The organism is Moorena sp. SIOASIH (assembly GCF_010671925.1).
Classification (GTDB): domain Bacteria; phylum Cyanobacteriota; class Cyanobacteriia; order Cyanobacteriales; family Coleofasciculaceae; genus Moorena.
The window spans coordinates 439,712-456,744 of record NZ_JAAHIH010000004.1 but is presented as its reverse complement, the minus strand read 5'-3'; the positions used below and the strand labels follow the sequence as shown (position 1 = coordinate 456,744).

General features: G+C 45.5%; 14 protein-coding genes and 1 tRNA gene. 8 read left to right on the top strand and 7 right to left on the bottom strand.

The window, feature by feature from the left end; all coding sequences use genetic code 11:
• Positions 1–127 precede the first annotated feature (127 nt).
• The 3 genes from F6J90_RS23370 to F6J90_RS23360 all read right to left on the bottom strand — a co-directional run bounded on the left by F6J90_RS23370 (position 128) and on the right by F6J90_RS23360 (position 4,401).
• Complete coding sequence (locus F6J90_RS23370) at positions 128–2,893, bottom strand: DUF3769 domain-containing protein (protein WP_293098909.1); 2,766 nt, start codon at positions 2,891–2,893, stop codon at positions 128–130.
• Between the two features lie 927 nt (positions 2,894–3,820).
• Positions 3,821–3,937, bottom strand: a complete 117-nt coding sequence (locus F6J90_RS23365) for a photosystem II reaction center protein I (RefSeq protein WP_293074282.1) — start codon at positions 3,935–3,937, stop codon at positions 3,821–3,823.
• 392 nt (positions 3,938–4,329) lie between these two features.
• Positions 4,330–4,401, bottom strand: a tRNA-Thr gene (locus F6J90_RS23360).
• 66 nt (positions 4,402–4,467) lie between these two features.
• On the opposite strand from F6J90_RS23360, the gene F6J90_RS23355 reads away from it, so the two are divergent.
• The 3 genes from F6J90_RS23355 to F6J90_RS23345 all read left to right on the top strand — a co-directional run bounded on the left by F6J90_RS23355 (position 4,468) and on the right by F6J90_RS23345 (position 6,009).
• Positions 4,468–4,767 carry a DUF3493 domain-containing protein gene (locus F6J90_RS23355; protein ID WP_293098906.1) on the top strand — a complete coding sequence of 100 codons (300 nt, stop codon included), beginning with the start codon at positions 4,468–4,470 and terminating at the stop codon, positions 4,765–4,767.
• A 216-nt stretch (positions 4,768–4,983) separates the two neighbouring features.
• The gene (locus tag F6J90_RS23350; protein ID WP_293098904.1) at positions 4,984–5,616 is read left to right on the top strand and encodes an FHA domain-containing protein; all 633 of its coding nucleotides are present in this window, start codon (positions 4,984–4,986) and stop codon (positions 5,614–5,616) included.
• Positions 5,617–5,763: 147 nt separating this feature from the next.
• Positions 5,764–6,009, top strand: coding sequence for a hypothetical protein (locus F6J90_RS23345; RefSeq protein WP_293098902.1), 246 nt, complete (start codon positions 5,764–5,766; stop codon positions 6,007–6,009).
• A gap of 138 nt (positions 6,010–6,147) precedes the next feature.
• Here F6J90_RS23345 and recA read toward each other — a convergent pair whose 3' ends face one another.
• Positions 6,148–7,233 (bottom strand): recombinase RecA, encoded by a 1,086-nt coding sequence (gene recA, locus F6J90_RS23340; RefSeq protein WP_293098900.1) that lies wholly within the window; start codon positions 7,231–7,233, stop codon positions 6,148–6,150.
• 736 nt (positions 7,234–7,969) lie between these two features.
• On the opposite strand from recA, the gene xseA reads away from it, so the two are divergent.
• Positions 7,970–9,205, top strand: a complete 1,236-nt coding sequence (xseA, locus tag F6J90_RS23335) for an exodeoxyribonuclease VII large subunit (RefSeq protein WP_293098897.1) — start codon at positions 7,970–7,972, stop codon at positions 9,203–9,205.
• A gap of 17 nt (positions 9,206–9,222) precedes the next feature.
• Here xseA and F6J90_RS23330 read toward each other — a convergent pair whose 3' ends face one another.
• The 3 genes from F6J90_RS23330 to F6J90_RS23320 all read right to left on the bottom strand — a co-directional run bounded on the left by F6J90_RS23330 (position 9,223) and on the right by F6J90_RS23320 (position 11,892).
• Positions 9,223–10,503, bottom strand: a complete 1,281-nt coding sequence (locus tag F6J90_RS23330) for an aspartate aminotransferase family protein (RefSeq protein ID WP_293098895.1) — start codon at positions 10,501–10,503, stop codon at positions 9,223–9,225.
• A 73-nt stretch (positions 10,504–10,576) separates the two neighbouring features.
• The gene (locus F6J90_RS23325) at positions 10,577–11,224 is read right to left on the bottom strand and encodes a response regulator transcription factor (protein WP_293098893.1); all 648 of its coding nucleotides are present in this window, start codon (positions 11,222–11,224) and stop codon (positions 10,577–10,579) included.
• Positions 11,225–11,376: 152 nt separating this feature from the next.
• A complete protein-coding gene (locus F6J90_RS23320; protein ID WP_293098890.1) occupies positions 11,377–11,892 on the bottom strand; it encodes a ferredoxin in 516 nt (171 codons plus the stop codon).
• A 379-nt stretch (positions 11,893–12,271) separates the two neighbouring features.
• Here F6J90_RS23320 and groES point away from each other — a divergent pair, with 379 nt between their 5' ends.
• The 4 genes from groES to F6J90_RS23300 all read left to right on the top strand — a co-directional run bounded on the left by groES (position 12,272) and on the right by F6J90_RS23300 (position 17,022).
• Complete coding sequence (gene groES / locus F6J90_RS23315) at positions 12,272–12,583, top strand: co-chaperone GroES (protein WP_071104962.1); 312 nt, start codon at positions 12,272–12,274, stop codon at positions 12,581–12,583.
• A 384-nt stretch (positions 12,584–12,967) separates the two neighbouring features.
• A complete protein-coding gene (gene groL / locus F6J90_RS23310; RefSeq protein WP_293098885.1) occupies positions 12,968–14,599 on the top strand; it encodes a chaperonin GroEL in 1,632 nt (543 codons plus the stop codon).
• Positions 14,600–14,791: 192 nt separating this feature from the next.
• Positions 14,792–15,778: a DnaJ domain-containing protein gene (locus tag F6J90_RS23305; protein WP_293098882.1), complete on the top strand. Its 987-nt coding sequence runs from the start codon at positions 14,792–14,794 to the stop codon at positions 15,776–15,778.
• Complete coding sequence (locus tag F6J90_RS23300) at positions 15,778–17,022, top strand: ATP phosphoribosyltransferase regulatory subunit (RefSeq protein WP_293098879.1); 1,245 nt, start codon at positions 15,778–15,780, stop codon at positions 17,020–17,022. Before F6J90_RS23305 ends, F6J90_RS23300 begins: the two co-directional genes overlap by 1 nt.
• Positions 17,023–17,033: the final 11 nt, after the last annotated feature.

Here is a 17,033-nt window from a genome sequence, read left to right as displayed (position 1 = left end):
GCCCAACCTATCCAGGATATTAATTTCGGTAGGGTTTAGATTTCCACAAATAATTCTAACGTTTCTGATAATTATCAGAGCCATTAAATTTTCTTCACCCTACTCCCTACTCCCTAATCCCTACTCCCTAATCATCCTCCCAGCTGTTACTAAACGTATCAAAGGGTTCTGTGGCACCTGTCCAATTAAAATCATTAATTCGTAAACCAACTAAACCCCGTTGTTGAACTGGATTATAGCGGAATAAAATATTGTAGCTTCGACGAGAATACTCTAAAAATAAATCAGTACTAATTTCCTGATTTGTATCTAAATTTAGGGAAGTCTGAAAACCCACTCGAAACGGACCATAGAGTTGTTGGGTAATACCAGCATTAAGGATACGAGTATCTGCAACTCGGTCGAATAAAAATGGTGATGTATTTCCTAAGGCTACTTCACTATAGCTGATATTAAAACCCGTATAGTCGAGAAAGGGTTTAGAAAAATGACCAAATTGCCCACTTAAGCCAATGTTCCCACGGAGAAATTCTTGAGAATCACCGTTACTATAGGCACTAGCCACACCCGTAATGGATGAATTCAGTTGAACATTGGGTAAGATTGGTGCTGGTGTATATCGCATACCTTCTTCAGCAGTTGCTGGCAAGATTTCACCTTGCCAAAGGGGTTGTGTCCAAGTTAAGGTTGCACTCCCTTGATAACGGGTCAAATTAATCCGATTGTTATCCCGAGGTGGCAGAGGTAGCAAGTCTACTCGATCTGTGTTAGCATTAATACGCTGAACGCCAGCTTGATATCGAATAGTCAAGCCAGTTTTCCCTAAGGGAATTGTCGGTGATTCAAATACACCACCAATACTACTCTGAACGGTTTGGAAACCCAAAGAGCCATTGAAAAGGCGATCGCGGTAGCTGGCTTCCAAGGTCAGGCGATGAGGGTAAGTGTTACCAATGGTTTGTCGGAGGCGCAAACTTCCCCGAGTTTCGTTTTCTAAATCCTCAGGATCCAGACTAGTGAGTTCTGCGGAACCTACCAGTGTCCTGCGTGGCCCTAAGGAAGCATCGAGGTCAACAAGCAAACCAAAGTTAGCCGGATCGATTACGCCACCACCTTCTGCATCATTGTTCTCATCTTCATCATTGTCTCCAAGAATAGCTTTTTGAAGAAAGAACTGTGGTGTTAGACTAAACCTGACCGAGGGAGTTTCAACTATCTTGAAGCCACGCTGAATAAACACACCACCCCGGTCGTCATCATCATACCCAAAATCCAATAAACTCGGTTGCCGCTCACGGCGGTCAATCACAAACCGTTCACGAAATGTAGGCAAAGAAAACCCTTGATCAAACACAAGTCGAGGATTCTTGGCAATTACTTCGTCTACTTCTGGGGAAATCCGGCGAAATCGAGCATTTCTGGTGCGCCACTCCAACTCTGGTGGGGAAAAGGGGTCGTTGGTAATTCTGACATTAGTAGCAACTCCTTCTAACCCGTCAAACTCCACCCGGTCGGCTTCATAGCGGAATCGATTGATAGTCCCTTCTATTTCTGGGGATTCTATGGTTGTTGTGGTTGTCCCAGTTTCAGCATTGGGAATAACCCGAGCACCAAACTCAATGGCAAAGGCTCCAGGATTACTAATTCCAGTTAAGGGCTGGCTATTAATAATTCTGCGACTGACCGGTTGAGTTGGGGGGGGTGGCCCAGAATCTGAACTTGCTCTGACAAATTCTCCCCTAGCCTTGAAAACCACACCAGTATCTTGAACAAAATAATACTCAAAGCGCTCTCCCTCTAGCACCTGGTTACCACGGGTCAGAGCCACATTCCCATCCGCAACCACAATGCGATTAGGCAAGTTGACTTGCAGACGGTCAGCTTCTAGTAAGGCGTCTTGAAACCGCAAGGTAACATTACCCACTGCTGTAATCACTTGTCTGGTTTGGTCATACTCTTGACGGTCTGAAGTCAGTTCAAGTATGTCTAGCTGCTCATTGGTATCGAAGGTAATTGTGGGAGCAGTAACTTCGGAATCTAACTCCGAACCAGATTGGGATTGAGACAAGTCTTGGTCTGATGAGGGTATAGTCTCTTCTAGGGAAGGTGGGTTAGATTGTTCAGGGATGATTAACTCAAACTCTCTAGTCTCTCCCCCCCGCTCTTGAGCTATAATACGCTTGCTCCTAGCAATTGGCAAAGGGCAATTGGGACTGATGCTCAAGGGGTCATCTGGCGTGGGTAAGGTTTCGAGAGTAGAACATCGTTTGGGGTAGGAGTTGACAGGGAAGAATCTTTCCTGATTCCCAGGCTCAGGTGTTAGCTCAGGTTGGCTATCAGGTTGGCTATCAGGTTGGCTATCAGGTTGACTCAGTGGCTGCAATTGATCGTTCGAGATAACCAATTGCTCCTGATCATTAAGATTGGGTGTCTCAGAAGTAACCGATGATGAAAACTTAGGAGAAAACCTAGTCGAAAATTCCGGTTCCAAAGTTGATGGTGCTTCTGGAGTTGGACTCTTGAGTAAGGAGGTTAAATCAGGATTGAGTGGTGGCTTGATTCCTGGTTTTAGAAGAGTTTGTTGCCACTGTTTTCCTTGCCCTAGTTGCCAATTGTCTTGGCTGTTTGTTATCCTTGGCAAGGTCTGGCCAACTGCTCGGGAAATGGGTGGACCTAAGCTAGCAGCGCTTTTGTCTGTGCCTAATATTGGCAAAGCCTCAACCTTTAGCTCTCCTGTTGGATAGGGTTTGAGCAGTACCTGGTTTTGCTGTGTTTGGTACTGTGCCGAAACAGTTATGCTTTTAGATAATTCATCAAGGTGGCTAGTGGTCTGGGAAGGTTTAACGGTTTGAATAATTGCGGGTACGACCGGCGGCTGAACTGGCTGGGGCATTTTTTACTAATTGGCTGGTGTTTTAGTATTCAGACCAACAATCCTTGACTCAATCCCCAAGATTGTAGTTCCAAATAGGTTATCGACAAAGACAGCTCATAATACTATTAATTAAGCACAAATAGAAAACCACACTCTTGAAGGAGCGTGGCTTTGTGTGGATAGTCCCGTGTTAAATAGCTGTGGCTATCTCTAGTTGACCTGTTTGAGAGACATGACAGGATAATGCGATCGCAGATATTGCGATCGCGAAATCTGAGTGCAGGTCAATCCCAAACCTATCTATGAAAATATGTATAAATACTTATATTAATAACTAGGTTTGATACTCCCGTCGCTAAATCAAAGATTATAGCGTTCGCGTAGCGGCTCCCTAGGAGCTGGGATTCTTAAGAGTATAAAACCCTTAACGGCTAAACCAAATAGCCTCTACACCCTCCGATTAATAAAATCATTAGGCTTACTTTTTCAAGATTAAAGTTGGTTTATCCTTTTAGCAGAGGCTTTGCAGCTTGCGAACAAACCGGCACTCTTTTGAGCACAATAATATATTTATCCTAGCATAAATTATCAAGACACGCAATAGTTAATGTCTCCAATTCCCAAGGGGCTGTGTGCGGAACCTGCGTCCGCACTTTATAAGCCCCGCCTCCCGCGCTTGTCTTACTGGCAGTGCCAGACGCTGCGCGAACGACTATAACGGGAGTCCCCAAGGAGATTGAATGATGGGGTTTTTTCCAAACTACTTGACATACTACAAATTGAAGTGCGTGTGGGTCGCTTCAGGATATAACCTTGCCGTTGATTGACCCACAGCATCAGAAAAGGTCGAGGGTTATCTCGTCGTTGTTAGCAAAAGCAGCATAATGCGATGTTCCTTTGGAACCGCTTTGCGATGTTCCTTTGGAACCGCTTCGCGAACGCTATTTACTCGAAATCCTTCCGCTTCGGGTTACGAGATGGGTCGTTTGACAAGAAGCCAAAGACAAATAAGCCAATAAAGAAGCTAACGACTATATAAACAACTATTTTGAGGGTTACCATGTTGACTTCTCCCAAGAAGATATGAAATACGGAAAATGAAGCACCAGGTGAGACATTGCTCAGATGGTTTTTGATCTGGAATTAGGAATCTAGATCAAAAACCATCTGAGCTTGCGACACGATTAACTTCATACTTTTTTAAGATCATACCTAAAGGTGGCTCCCATTTGAGCTTTAATATCCTTAAAACTAATATCAGTGGGTAAGCAGTCAGCGGTCAGCGGTCAGCGGTCAGTGGTCAGTGGTCAACAGTCAGTGGTCAGTGGTCAGCGGTCAGCGGTCAGCTGATTTTATTCAAAAGCTGTTCGGTGTAGCTTGGCCACAGGCCCGAAGCTGATACGCGACACGCTGATAACTGATAGCTGATAACTGATAGCTCTATGCTGACCCAAAGCCGATGAGCGGATTTGAACCGCCGACCGTTCGATTACGAATCGAATGCTCTACCACTGAGCTACATCGGCACCAGTCTACTAATATAGCAAATATGACTATAGCAAATCAGTCAGGTAAGTCAGAGTAAAACATTAATGACCAACTCGAACTCAAAAAAACCTTACCCCAATTCCAAAGTCTCTGGGCAAAAAATGAATCCAGAGAAGTATGCCAGGCTAAAAGCAGAAGCCCAACATCCCTACCGAGGCTTAAGAAAGTTTATCTATATTGCCTTTGGTGCATCTGGTTTCATCGGTGCAATGGTTTTTCTAGCCCAGTTAGCTGCTGGAAAATCTGTAGCTACTGCCATGCCTAACTTGGCTCTGCAAATCGGTGTAGTTATCTTGATGGTTTGGCTATTTCGCCTGGAAAATAAGGCAGAACGGAAATTATAGTAGCAAAACCATGACACTCCTTGGAGCCACAGAGGAATATCAGGGTATACTAGTAGGATAACAAGATTAAGGAAGCCATGGTAAGCATAGCCTATCTTCTACTTCCGATTAGGTGTGAAGTAAATGTGTAGGTTTGTCTAGATTTTAGCGAAAATCATCATTAGACTCTACTAGACAAAAAATTTTTAGCTCGAAAAAACTAACCATCCTATCGGCTTGTTTGAAACACGATATGTAGCTGGTGTCATTCAGGGTCAACAAGCCTATTTACTCACTAACCTAGTGAATGGTAAAACTCAAACCCTGCTCCAGCCTCAGGCAATTTGGACAATCGGTCGGGGACGCCAGTCGGCGATACAGCTCCCCGAGAAGCGTTTGTCTAGACATCATGCTGTGATTCAGCACATTCAGAAGCAGGGATTTTATCTAATTGACCTGGAGAGCACCAATGGTTCCTTTATCAATGGAAAACGAGTCAAAGGGCGTCATCTGCTCAAGGATGGCCAGTATGTGCGCCTCGCTAGCATTAGTTTTTGTTTTTTCTTTTGCCAACATACTAAGACTGTAGAGAACATTAGCTCAGATATCCTAACCCAAATCGAAGCCTTAGCAGCAGAAAACAACTTGAGCAGTGATCACCCAACCATTGGCTCATCCTTATCCCTAGATGATATCAGTCAAGACACTAACCCATCTGTAGAGCCACAAGAAACAGACGTATTTGCCTCAGAAGAATCTGAACTAGAAATGGAAGAGGTTGACGGATCAACCTCCTCTGAACTCACTCCGGCTCAGCAGTTAGAAATTCTAGACCGCTTTTTAATTAGAAAGTACACTCAAGAAAAGTGAATTGTAAGCATTTAGCTATCAGCGGTCAGCGGTCAGCGGTCAGCGGTCAGCGGTCAGCTTTGTGGCACAGGCCACAAGCGCTGTGACTTTACTCAGATTAAACCAATGCTTACCTGTTGTCTTGATGCAATAGGGAGTGGGGGAAGGGTGCATCTCATATTTGTAAAAAATATCGCAAGTGTGGGGAGTGTGGGGAGTGTGGGGAGTGTGGGGAGTGTGGGGAGTGTGGGGAGTGTGGGGAGTGTGGGGAGTGTGGGGAGTGTGGGACCCGGGCGCGGGAATTTTCGCCCGAATTTTTGTCTAATTTCAAAACTGAGATGCACTCGTGGGGGAAACCCCCTGTTCCCTTGCTGCATCGCTTATTCAAAAGCACTTCAAGTAGCGTGCGCGTAGCGCATTAGCTGATAGCTGATACGCGACACGCTGATAACTGATAGCTGATAACTGATAGCTGATAAGCGACACGCTGATAACTGATAGCTGATAACTGATAGCTAATGGCTGATAGCTGATACGCGACACGCTGATAAATTAAGCCTCCTCATCTCCTGCTTCTAAGCTATCCGCTTCCTTGCTATCCATAGGAGCCACTGAGTTAGCTGAAACTACTGCTCCCATGTCCAGTTGCTCACGTACTTGCTGTTCAATATTCTCAGCGAACTCAGGATGTTCAACTAAATACTTAACTGTATTATCCCGACCTTGAGCAATATTCTCCCCATTGTGGCTGTACCAGGCACCCTTGCGCAGAATGACTTTGGTTTGTTCTGCTAAATCAACCAGACACCCTAAGCGGGAAATCCCTTGGCCAAAAATAATGTCAAACTCTGCGATGCGGAAAGGAGGGGCAACTTTATTTTTGGCAACTTTGACTTTGGCACGAATCCCATATTCGCCCTCGTTAGATTTTTTCAGGGTTTGAATTCGACGAATATCCAGGCGAACTGAAGCATAGAACTTAAGTGCATTACCACCAGTAGTCACCTCTGGGCTACCATAGGTGATGCCGATTTTTTGTCGTAGCTGATTGAGGAAAATAACAGTACACCCAGATTTACCAATGTTCCCAGCAATCTTGCGCAGCGCTTTACTCATCAACCGCGCCTGTAAACCCACTTGGTTATCACCCATTTCCCCTTCAATTTCTGCACGGGGTACCAAAGCGGCTACGGAGTCAATAACAACGATATCGACTGCAGCAGAACGAACCAGCTGATCCACAATTTCTAGGGCTGATTCACCTGTGTCAGGTTGAGATACTAAAAGGTTGGCGATGTCAACCCCCAAAGCTGCAGAGTAGGTAGGATCAAGGGCGTGTTCTGCATCAACAAACGCTGCAACTCCCCCAGATTTTTGCACTTCTGAAACGGCATGCAACGCTAGGGTTGTCTTACCAGAGCTTTCTGGACCATAAATTTCAATAATGCGACCTTTTGGCAGACCACCCCCCAAGGCTAAATCTAGGGTAATTGCCCCACTCCGAATTGTTTCCACTTTCATGCGGGTGGCATCACCCAAGCGCATGATGGCACCTTTACCAAAATTACGCTCAATTTGTTTAAGTACCAGGTTCAGAGCTTTTTCTTTTTCGGGACTGTTTGTGATTGGGGTAGCCATGGATGCCTCAAAAAGTTGACTGTATGGGAACTGGTTAGATAGTTTGAATTATGCCCCTAAATAAACATGGGGGATTGATAGGGTATGTTGCTCAAGGGGTTAAAGACCGCCTACACGCAACGTTCAAGGTGCGCGCCTCCTAGGCCGGGGAACCCGGCCTTAAGTCGCACCTCAAAGTAGGATTTGACTCAGACTGTTGTGGGGGTTCTGACAACAGGAGGAGGGAAAATAGCTCAACAAAAGCTGTGCTGTTAATTTTAGTTTTCTTGAAATTAGGGGTTTTAACCGATTTGACTAATACACTATAGTATGCCAATGGTCGGGTAAATCCCGTCCCTTGTTAACATCGGTGCGGCTCAAGTCTCCTGGCTCTCAAATGCAAGGATAAGGCCAGACTTTGGGTAGATAATCACTGATCCATTTTAACGGTTGAAGGTCCTTCAGCTTTCTCGAACAGTGGTTAGTGAAGCTGGGTAGGAATGTTGAGGAGGATCAGTCACTTGGGTAAATTATAGTACAAAGGTACTTCCTTGTAAAGAAATTATTCTAAAGGAATCAGATTTTGCCAGTTGCTAGGGGCATGAATCTTGGCATGGGTTACCCACTAGGAAATACCTTTGGTCAGAATTTAAATAAAATTGGTTACATAGAATAGGCAAAAGCCTTGATCAGTAACTAGACAACCTTCAACAGCATTATGTGAAAAATTATTAATTTATTAACGATTACCTTAAGAATGGCCTCATCTATAATCAATTCCCTATTCTCAGAAGCAATTGTGTCGGTTGCTGGGTTAACTGACTATATCCAAGAGTTGTTAGAGGAAGATGACCAACTTCATAGAGTTTGGGTGATTGGAGAAGTTTCTAGTAGCAACCACCATCCAAAAGGGATGTTTTTTACCCTCCAAGACCCAGATGCCAAAGCTACTATACAGTGTGTAGCCTGGAAGAGCCAGTTAAGCAAGCTGGTGCAACTACCAGCAATAGGAGAACAGTTGATTATTTTGGGCAGTCTCCGAGTTTATCCTCAGCGGGGACAGTATCAGCTGAATGTCTGGCAAGCCTTACCGGCGGGTGAGGGGTTGCAAGCCTTGCGGTCACGGCAATTGCGCCAACGATTTGAAGCAGAAGGATTATTTGACCCACAACGAAAGCGCCCCCTGCCGATTCATCCTGAAATTATTGCTGTGGTTACCTCCCCCCAAGCTGCCGCTTGGGGAGATATTAAACGTACACTACAGCAACGGTATCCTGGCTTACGAGTCTTGCTTTCACCGGCTCAGGTTCAAGGGGAACTTGCTCCAGTATCAATAGTTAACGCTATTGATCGAGTCGAGGGGGATGGCAGAGCCAAATTGCTGATATTAGCTAGAGGGGGTGGAGCATCAGAGGATTTAGCTTGTTTCAATGATGAACGGGTGGTGCGAGCAATTGCTCAATGCTCAATACCGGTGATTACCGGTATTGGTCATCAACGGGATGAATCCTTAGCTGACTTAGTAGCTGATCACAGTGCTCACACCCCGACAGCAGCAGCGGAACAAGCTGTACCAGAACTGATCACCCTTTATGCTGAACATCAACAGCGGCGGACTAGCCTTTATCAAGCCGTGACTCAAATCACAGAGGCATCTCGCCATCAACTACACCATCTACGCACACGATTACGACACCTAGGTCTAGACCAACAACTACACCAGGAACAAAATGGGAACGCATTTCAGCATCAGCGATTGTTGCAAGTGACCTCAAAGCGTTTGAGCCAAGGGGTCCAGCACTGTCAGCTGCTCAAGGAAAAGCTCAATACCCTTGACCCTCAAAAAGTCCTAAAACGAGGCTATGCACTAGTGCGTACCCCAGACGGAACCATTGCTTCGTCTACAGGTAATTTGGCTCCTGGAGAAGAACTACAAATTCAGTTAGGTGAGGGTCAAGTTAAAGTCAAGATTATCGAGATTGCTGATAGTTGACGGTTGACGGTTGACGGTTAAGCTAAAGCTTGTAAAGCTTGCTCTACAATAAGAGCGGCTTGGTCAACTTCACCGGCTGAGACAATTAGGGGTGGAACAAAGCGAACTACCTTTGGTCCTGCTGGTACCAACAACAAACCCCGTTCCATCACGGCTTTAACCACATCTACTGAAGTTAGATCAATATCTGATTTTAGTACAAGCCCATTAATTAGACCCCAACCTCGCACTTCTTCAATGACTTGGGGATATTTCTGAGCGATCGCTCTCAGTCTGGTGCGCAGCTGGTCACCCCGCACCTGAACATTTTGCAAAATATTCTCCTGTTCCAAAGTTTTTCCTACAGATAGGGCGACTGCACAGACAAAGGGATTACCACCAAAGGTGCTAGCGTGCTCTCCCGGTTGGAAGATATCACAGAATTTCTTAGACATCATCGCTCCAATGGGAATACCACCAGCCAATCCCTTAGCACTGGTGAAGATATCTGGCTCTATTCCCAGATTCTGATAGCCCCAGTATTTACCAGTGCGACCCATACCCACCTGGACTTCATCTAGAATCAGCAGGATGCCAGTTTCATCACAGATCTTTCTAACTTGCTGGAAGTACTCTAGGTCTCCTGGGCGAACACCCCCTTCTCCCTGCAATGGTTCGAGCATCACTGCTGCTACTCGCCGATTTCCCTCATCAATATCTGCGATCGCATTTTCCAGTGCCTGAATATCGTTATAGGGTACGTACTCGAACCCAGGTACCAAGGGGTCAAAGTTTTTCTGGTACTTAGGCTGACCAGTTGCCGTGATTGTTGCCAAGGTTCGCCCATGGAAACTAGCGTTAGCGGTCAAAATCACTGGCTGTTCAATATCTAGCACAGTGTGGCCATATTTCCGTGCCAGTTTGATAGCAGCTTCATTAGCCTCCGCTCCCGAGTTACAGAAAAATACTCGTTCTGCACAAGAATGGTCAATGAGCCATTTCGCTAATGCCCCTTGCTCTGGAATGTAGTAAAGATTAGAAACATGGTTTAGCTTTTGGATTTGCTTAATTACCGTTTCTACCACAACTGGGTGAGCATGACCTAAGGTACAGGTAGCAATCCCTGCCACAAAGTCAAGATAGTCTCGCCCGGAAGTATCCCAGACATGGCAACCCGCACCCCGTTCTAAGGCAATGGGAAAGCGTCCATAGGTTTTCATGACCCTAGCATCGAATTCAGTTAGGTCATAAGCTGCACCCCTAGCCGGAGCTGACTCTGCCGGTGGCGAGGGATTGTTAACAATAGTTTCTGGGCTCACGAGCTTAGTCCTTGTGTGATTAGTGAACGGTCAAGGTTGGCTTGCTAGGATTTACCAATCGGCTTATGGAGCTTCAAGCCATACTATTTTCAATTGCCCAACGGGCTAATTCAGTACGGTTATGGAGACCAGTTTTCCCTAGCATGTTAGACACATGACTTTCTATGGTACGCTGAGAAACATTCAGTTTCTCAGCAATTTCCCGATTTGCCATACCTCTTGCCACAAACTGAACAACCTTTAGCTCAGTAGGAGTCAACTCAACATCGTAAGGAACCTTAATTTTAGGTGTGCTGTCTGGGCCAGAACCTGAGTGAAGGATTAGACGAGAAGCTTGCTTGAGGGAGGATTCCACCTGTGCTACGAGTTCTTCTGGCTCAAAGGGCTTAACCATATAAACATCCGCACCCTTATTGAGTCCCTTTACTCGATCTTGGCTTTGACCCTTGGCTGATAGAAATAGTATGGGAATCCAGCTAGTGCGAGAATCATCTCTGACCTTTTCTACCAGGGTATAGCCGTCCATCTCTGGCATCATCACGTCACAGATAATCATATCAGGAATATCCTGCTCTAAAATGTCCAGAGCTTCTTTGCCATGTTCAGCGGTAATCACTTCGTATCCCCTAAACTCCAGGTAGTCCTTGACTAGCAATATGAGGTTGGGGTCATCATCAATCAGCAGCAGTTTTTTTTGCTCTCTTACAGCATTGTCCTTCATAACTGTAACGTTTGTTATACTTTGCTTGCTTAATTTTCTTAATAGTGGTAGTACCTCTTGCCTTTTCTAATGCCTGGAAGTTACCAAGCTGCTTTAACTCTCCAACCAATAATCCTACCTCACCATAATTAGGGTTGGTAAGGAAAAGGATCTTAACCTGGTTGGGGTTGGGTACCATTTGCTGCCATTGCCTGGTAGTCTGAAGCAGATGCTTGAAGAGTTTCTGGCAAAGGATGAACTAAAAAAGCATAGTCTTTTAAAACTTGGTTGCCAATAATATGCTCTTGAATAATGCGTTCAATTACCTCAGGGGTAGCATGGTGATACCAAACACCATCTGGGTAAACTACCATCACAGGACCAGAGGTACAGACTCGCAGACAATTAGCCTTGGTGCGAAAAATGCAACTTGGCTCAACCTCCTTGGGCTGGTCTAGTTTTAGCTCTTTTAGGCGTTTTTTAAGATATTCCCAGGATTCAAGGCTAATTTTTTTTGAGCAGCATTTCGGTTTAGTTTGATCAGCACACAAGAAAATGTGGCGCTGAATTTGATTAAGTCCTAAGCTCTTTACGTTAGCAGCTAGGGTAATTTGCTCTGATGGTTCGAGAGTGGAAGTCTCAGAATTAGATGGTTGGGTAACTGAGGGCTCAGTTTTCTCTGCTGGCATGAGTTTTAGGGCTTGTGTGTGAGGATGAGTCGAAAGGGCGAGAGTAACAACATATCTGTTATATCTATTTGCTTATCCTAGTTGTCAGTGGTCAGCAGTCCATGGGTTGTAGTTCTGGTTTTTTAATCAATTCCTGGGACTAAGGTTAAACCTTCTAAGAAAAAGGGACAAGCTACACCATAGGGATACGGATACACAGATAATAACCCAAAGCTATCTCATCCCTGGATTTGCCCTTTGTTAGCCTACTATGAGTTCGGGAACCCGTACAGAGGTATTTATTGCCATCTCCTGCTGATTTTGAGTAAATTAGCACTCAGGAGCTGAGAGTGCTAAATCGGCTCAGATGAATCAGATGAAGTAGAGAGGAAAAACTGATATGGCAGCTGTAACTCTGAGTGTTTCCAACGTTCAGCCCTTAGGGGATCGAGTTTTTGTTAAGGTAAGCGCCGCTGAAGAAAAAACTGCTGGCGGTATTCTACTACCCGATAACGCTAAGGAAAAGCCTCAAGTTGGCCAAATTGTAAACACCGGACCTGGCAAGCGGAACGATGATGGTTCTCACGCTGCTCTCGAAGTCAAAGTAGGGGACAAGGTACTTTACTCTAAGTACGCTGGTACCGATATTAAGTTAGGCAACGAAGAGTACGTTTTGTTGTCAGAGAAAGACATCTTGGCAGTCGTCAGCTAACACCTTGAAGGTGAGTAAACAGCTGGAAAAAATGTTCCATAGTCTACCAAAAACTCTTATTATTTGTGAGAGTTAAATTATGGTAACACCGACAAGGATGATTATGTAACTTAAATTAAAGCCGAAAACCAAGGTAAAAATAGTTGCGCTTAAATCCCGGTGGAACTAACTTTTTTGACATTTTTATGGCGCTCGCGGGATATTCCGTCAGAGAAGCGCGGAGATACCCCCTGGATGGTATTGCATCTTGCATTGGCGGGCTAAAGTCTACCTTGGTAGATTTTGGTAGCTAAAAAGTATCGGCAAACAAGTTGAACCCTTAAATCTTCAACCCTTTTACCTTCATTAAACCTTAATAACCGTTAGGAACTGAACGAAAAACCTATGGCTAAGCGCATTATTTACAACGAAAATGCTCGTCGCGCCCTAGAAAAGGGAATGGACACTCTGACTGAAGCTGTAGCTGTCACTCTTGGACCAAAAGGTCGCAACGTAGTGTTAGAGAAGAAGTTTGGTGCTCCTCAAATTGTTAATGATGGTGTGACCATTGCTAAAGAGATTGAACTGGAAGACCACATTGAAAACACTGGTGTTTCTCTGATTCGGCAAGCAGCTTCAAAAACCAATGATGCTGCTGGTGATGGGACTACAACCGCTACGGTACTAGCTCATGCTGTGGTCAAAGAAGGCTTGCGCAACGTGGCTGCCGGTGCTAACCCCATCGCGTTGAAGCGGGGTATTGATAAAGCTACTGCGTTTCTGGTGGACAAGATTGCTGAACATGCCCGTTCAGTAGAAGACTCTAAAGCCGTTGCCCAAGTTGGTTCGATCTCTGCGGGTAACGATGAGACCGTTGGTCAGATGATTGCTGACGCAATGGACAAAGTGGGCAAAGAGGGCGTGATTTCCCTTGAAGAAGGGAAGTCTATGACCACTGAACTAGAAATTACCGAAGGGATGCGCTTTGACAAAGGCTATATCTCTCCCTACTTTGCTACTGATACTGAGCGGATGGAAGCAGTTCTAGAAGAACCTCACCTCCTGCTCACTGACAAGAAAATCACCCTGGTACAAGACCTGGTGCCAGTACTTGAGCAAGTGGCTCGTTCTGGCAAGCCGTTGCTGATTATTGCTGAGGACATTGAGAAAGAAGCCCTGGCAACCTTGGTGGTCAATCGCCTAAGGGGTGTTTTGAATGTGGCAGCTGTGAAGGCTCCTGGCTTTGGCGATCGCCGTAAGGCTATGTTGGAAGACATTGCTACCCTAACTGGTGCACAAGTAATCACCGAAGATGCAGGTCTAAAGCTTGAAAACGCTAAGCTGGAAATGCTGGGTAAATCCCGTCGTGTGACCATAACTAAGGACAACACCACTATCGTTGCTGAAGGGAACGAAAATTCAGTGAAGGGTCGTTGTGACCAAATCCGCCGTCAGATGGACGAAACGGATTCTTCCTACGACAAAGAAAAACTGCAAGAGCGGTTAGCTAAGCTGGCTGGTGGTGTCGCTGTGATTAAAGTGGGTGCTGCGACAGAAACGGAAATGAAAGACCGCAAGCTGCGTCTGGAAGATGCCATCAACGCTACCAAGGCAGCTGTGGAAGAAGGTATTGTCCCTGGTGGTGGGACAACTCTAGCTCACCTGACTCCTGACCTAGAAACTTGGGCAAACGAGAACCTGAAGGCTGAAGAACTTACCGGTGCTATGATTGTTTCTCGTGCCTTGTCTTCACCTCTGAAGCGAATTGCCCAGAACGCTGGTCAGAATGGAGCGGTGATCGCTGAGCGAGTTAAAGAAAAAGAATTTAACGTCGGCTACAATGCTTCCAATGGTGAGTTTGTAGATATGTTTGAAGCTGGTATTGTTGACCCGGCTAAGGTAACTCGTTCTGCTCTCCAAAATGCCGCTTCCATCGCAGGTATGGTGTTGACCACTGAGTGTATTGTGGTAGACAAGCCTGAGCCTAAGGAAAATGCTGCTGCTGGTGCTGGTATGGGTGGCGATTTTGATTACTAAAGCCTACGGAATGAATTAAAGCACCCTAATTGGACTATAGGTGCGCTCTTACCATTAAGAATTAAATTCGCCACGTCGCACCTAAAGATAGTTACAGCTGCTTCTTCAACGAAGCAGCTGCTTTTTATTGGCTAAACAAACCCAGTTTAGGCAATCTAAGAGATACTAGAAACGAGCCTTGCAGCAGTTGAGATGGAACAGTTGCCTATGTCTTTGAAAATTGAATACGGACTCTTCAAGCTTGATTTCACTGACTACCACGCAGTTTTAGGAATTCCAGTTGATGCGGATGTTAAGGCAGTCCGTCAACGGTACCTTCAAATTGCTAGACGTTTGCATCCCGACAGTTGTAAAGCCAGTACCGAAGCCGAAAAAAATAAAGCAAATCTGCTGTTAACACGACTGGTCAATCCCGCCTATGAACAGCTCTCTCGAGGTCATCGTGACTATGCTGCTAGTCTAAGCCACTTGAGTAAGCGGTTAGGGGCTCAAGGAGATAAAATTTCCCTGGCTAGCGCAACGGCTAAGCAATTATTACAAGCAGGGGCAAATTTAGATAATCTTTACAGAACCTCAGTTGACCACCTAGCATCAGAGCAATACCAAGCCCTTGACCAAGCCTTGGCAAAAATTGCCGAAATCAGTGAACTTAACCTAGTTTATTTGATGTGTAAAAGTGGTAAGGGCGAAACGGTAAAAACTCCTGTATCAACCCCTGTGAAAACTCAAGCAACTGGTGTGACCCAGCAAAATAGTCAGACTACTACCGGTGCCACATCACAGGGAGGGTCGGTTGGGCCTAAGGGAGTATCACGAGTGGATAGCTATATCCGGCGTGCTGAAGGATATTTGGTGAAGAACAATTTTGCTGCGGCAGTTCTGGAGTTGCGAGAAGCTCTCAAGTTGGACCAAAACAATAGCGACTGCCATAGTTTATTGGGAATTGCTTATTTGAAGCAAAATAAGGCGACAATGGCTAAAGTACACATTAATAAGGCTTTGCAATTGAACCCTCAGAACGACAGAGCATTGAAGGCAAAACAGGTTCTCAATGAATTAGTCCCCAAAAGTGGCGGTAGCCAGCCAAAGGTTTCCCCTGAAGCAGCTAAAGGGAAACCGTCGAATAAATCTAATGGTGGTGGCTTATTTGGTGGTTTATTTGGTGGAAAGAAAAAGTAATGATTCATCAACCACCCCCAGGGGCAAGGGATTTACTCCCCCTAGAAGTTACCCAAAAACGCTGGATTGCTAACCACTTACAGCAAGTATTTCACCGCTGGAGTTATCACCGGATTATCACATCAACCCTAGAATGGTTGGATACTCTGATGGCAGGAGGAGCTGTCGAACGTTCCACGGTCATCCAGTTGCACGATGCTGAGGAAGGAACCCTGGGGCTGCGTCCAGAATTAACGGCATCCATAGCGAGAGCAATGGTAACTCGTATTGCTGGCAGTAATAATGAAGCCTGCCTATCCTTACCCCAGCGACTCTATTACAATGCCAATGTATTTCGACGACCAACTATAGGTAACCACGGACGTCAACTAGAGTTTTACCAGTCGGGGGTAGAATTATTGGGAGTTGGTGGGCTGTTGGCAGATGGGGAAATTCTTCTGTTGCTAGCCGATTGTCTTAATAATTTAGGGTTGCAGCAGTGGCACCTGATTTTGGGGGAAGCTCGGCTAACGCGATCGCTTTTGTCTCCCTTCCCCAAACCTATGCAAGAAAAGGTTCGTCAAGCCATTGCCTATCTTGACCGGGTTACCCTAGAAACGTTACCCCTATCCCCAGAATTACGAGAGCGGGCATTGTTTATCTTTGACCTGAGGGGAGACCCGGCTGATGTTTTGCAAAAGGTTTCTAGCTTGGATTTAGACTCATCGGAACACGAGATTGTGACCAATCTCAAATCCCTGGTGGAACTTTTAAATAGTAGTTCCCCTAGCCCCTTACCGATCGTTCTCGACCTGACCTTAGTACAAACCTTTGACTATTACACTGGTATTGTCTTTGAAGTAGTCAGTAGTAGCGAGGGCTCTAGCCGAGTTTTAGGTCAGGGAGGGCGGTACGATCAATTGCTGAGTCTATATCATCCTCAAGGAGAAGCCTACCCTGGAATTGGTTTTTGCCTCAACCTAGAAGACCTTCATTATGTCTTACTGTCGAGTAATCAATTACCCACCCAGACACCAGTTAGTGATTGGTTAGTGGTGCCAGAATTTACCGAGGCTGAGGCAGTGGCTTTTACCTATGCCCAGAAACTTAGAGATTCTGAGCATTTGGTCAGGGTAGAGATGGATTTAGGGGGACGCTCACCAGCACAAATTAGAGAATACGCCCTGGGTCACGGTATCACCTACATTGCCTGGGTACAAGCCGATGGCACTCCTAGGATTGAGACCGTGACTAAGAAAGTGTGAAGTATTTAATA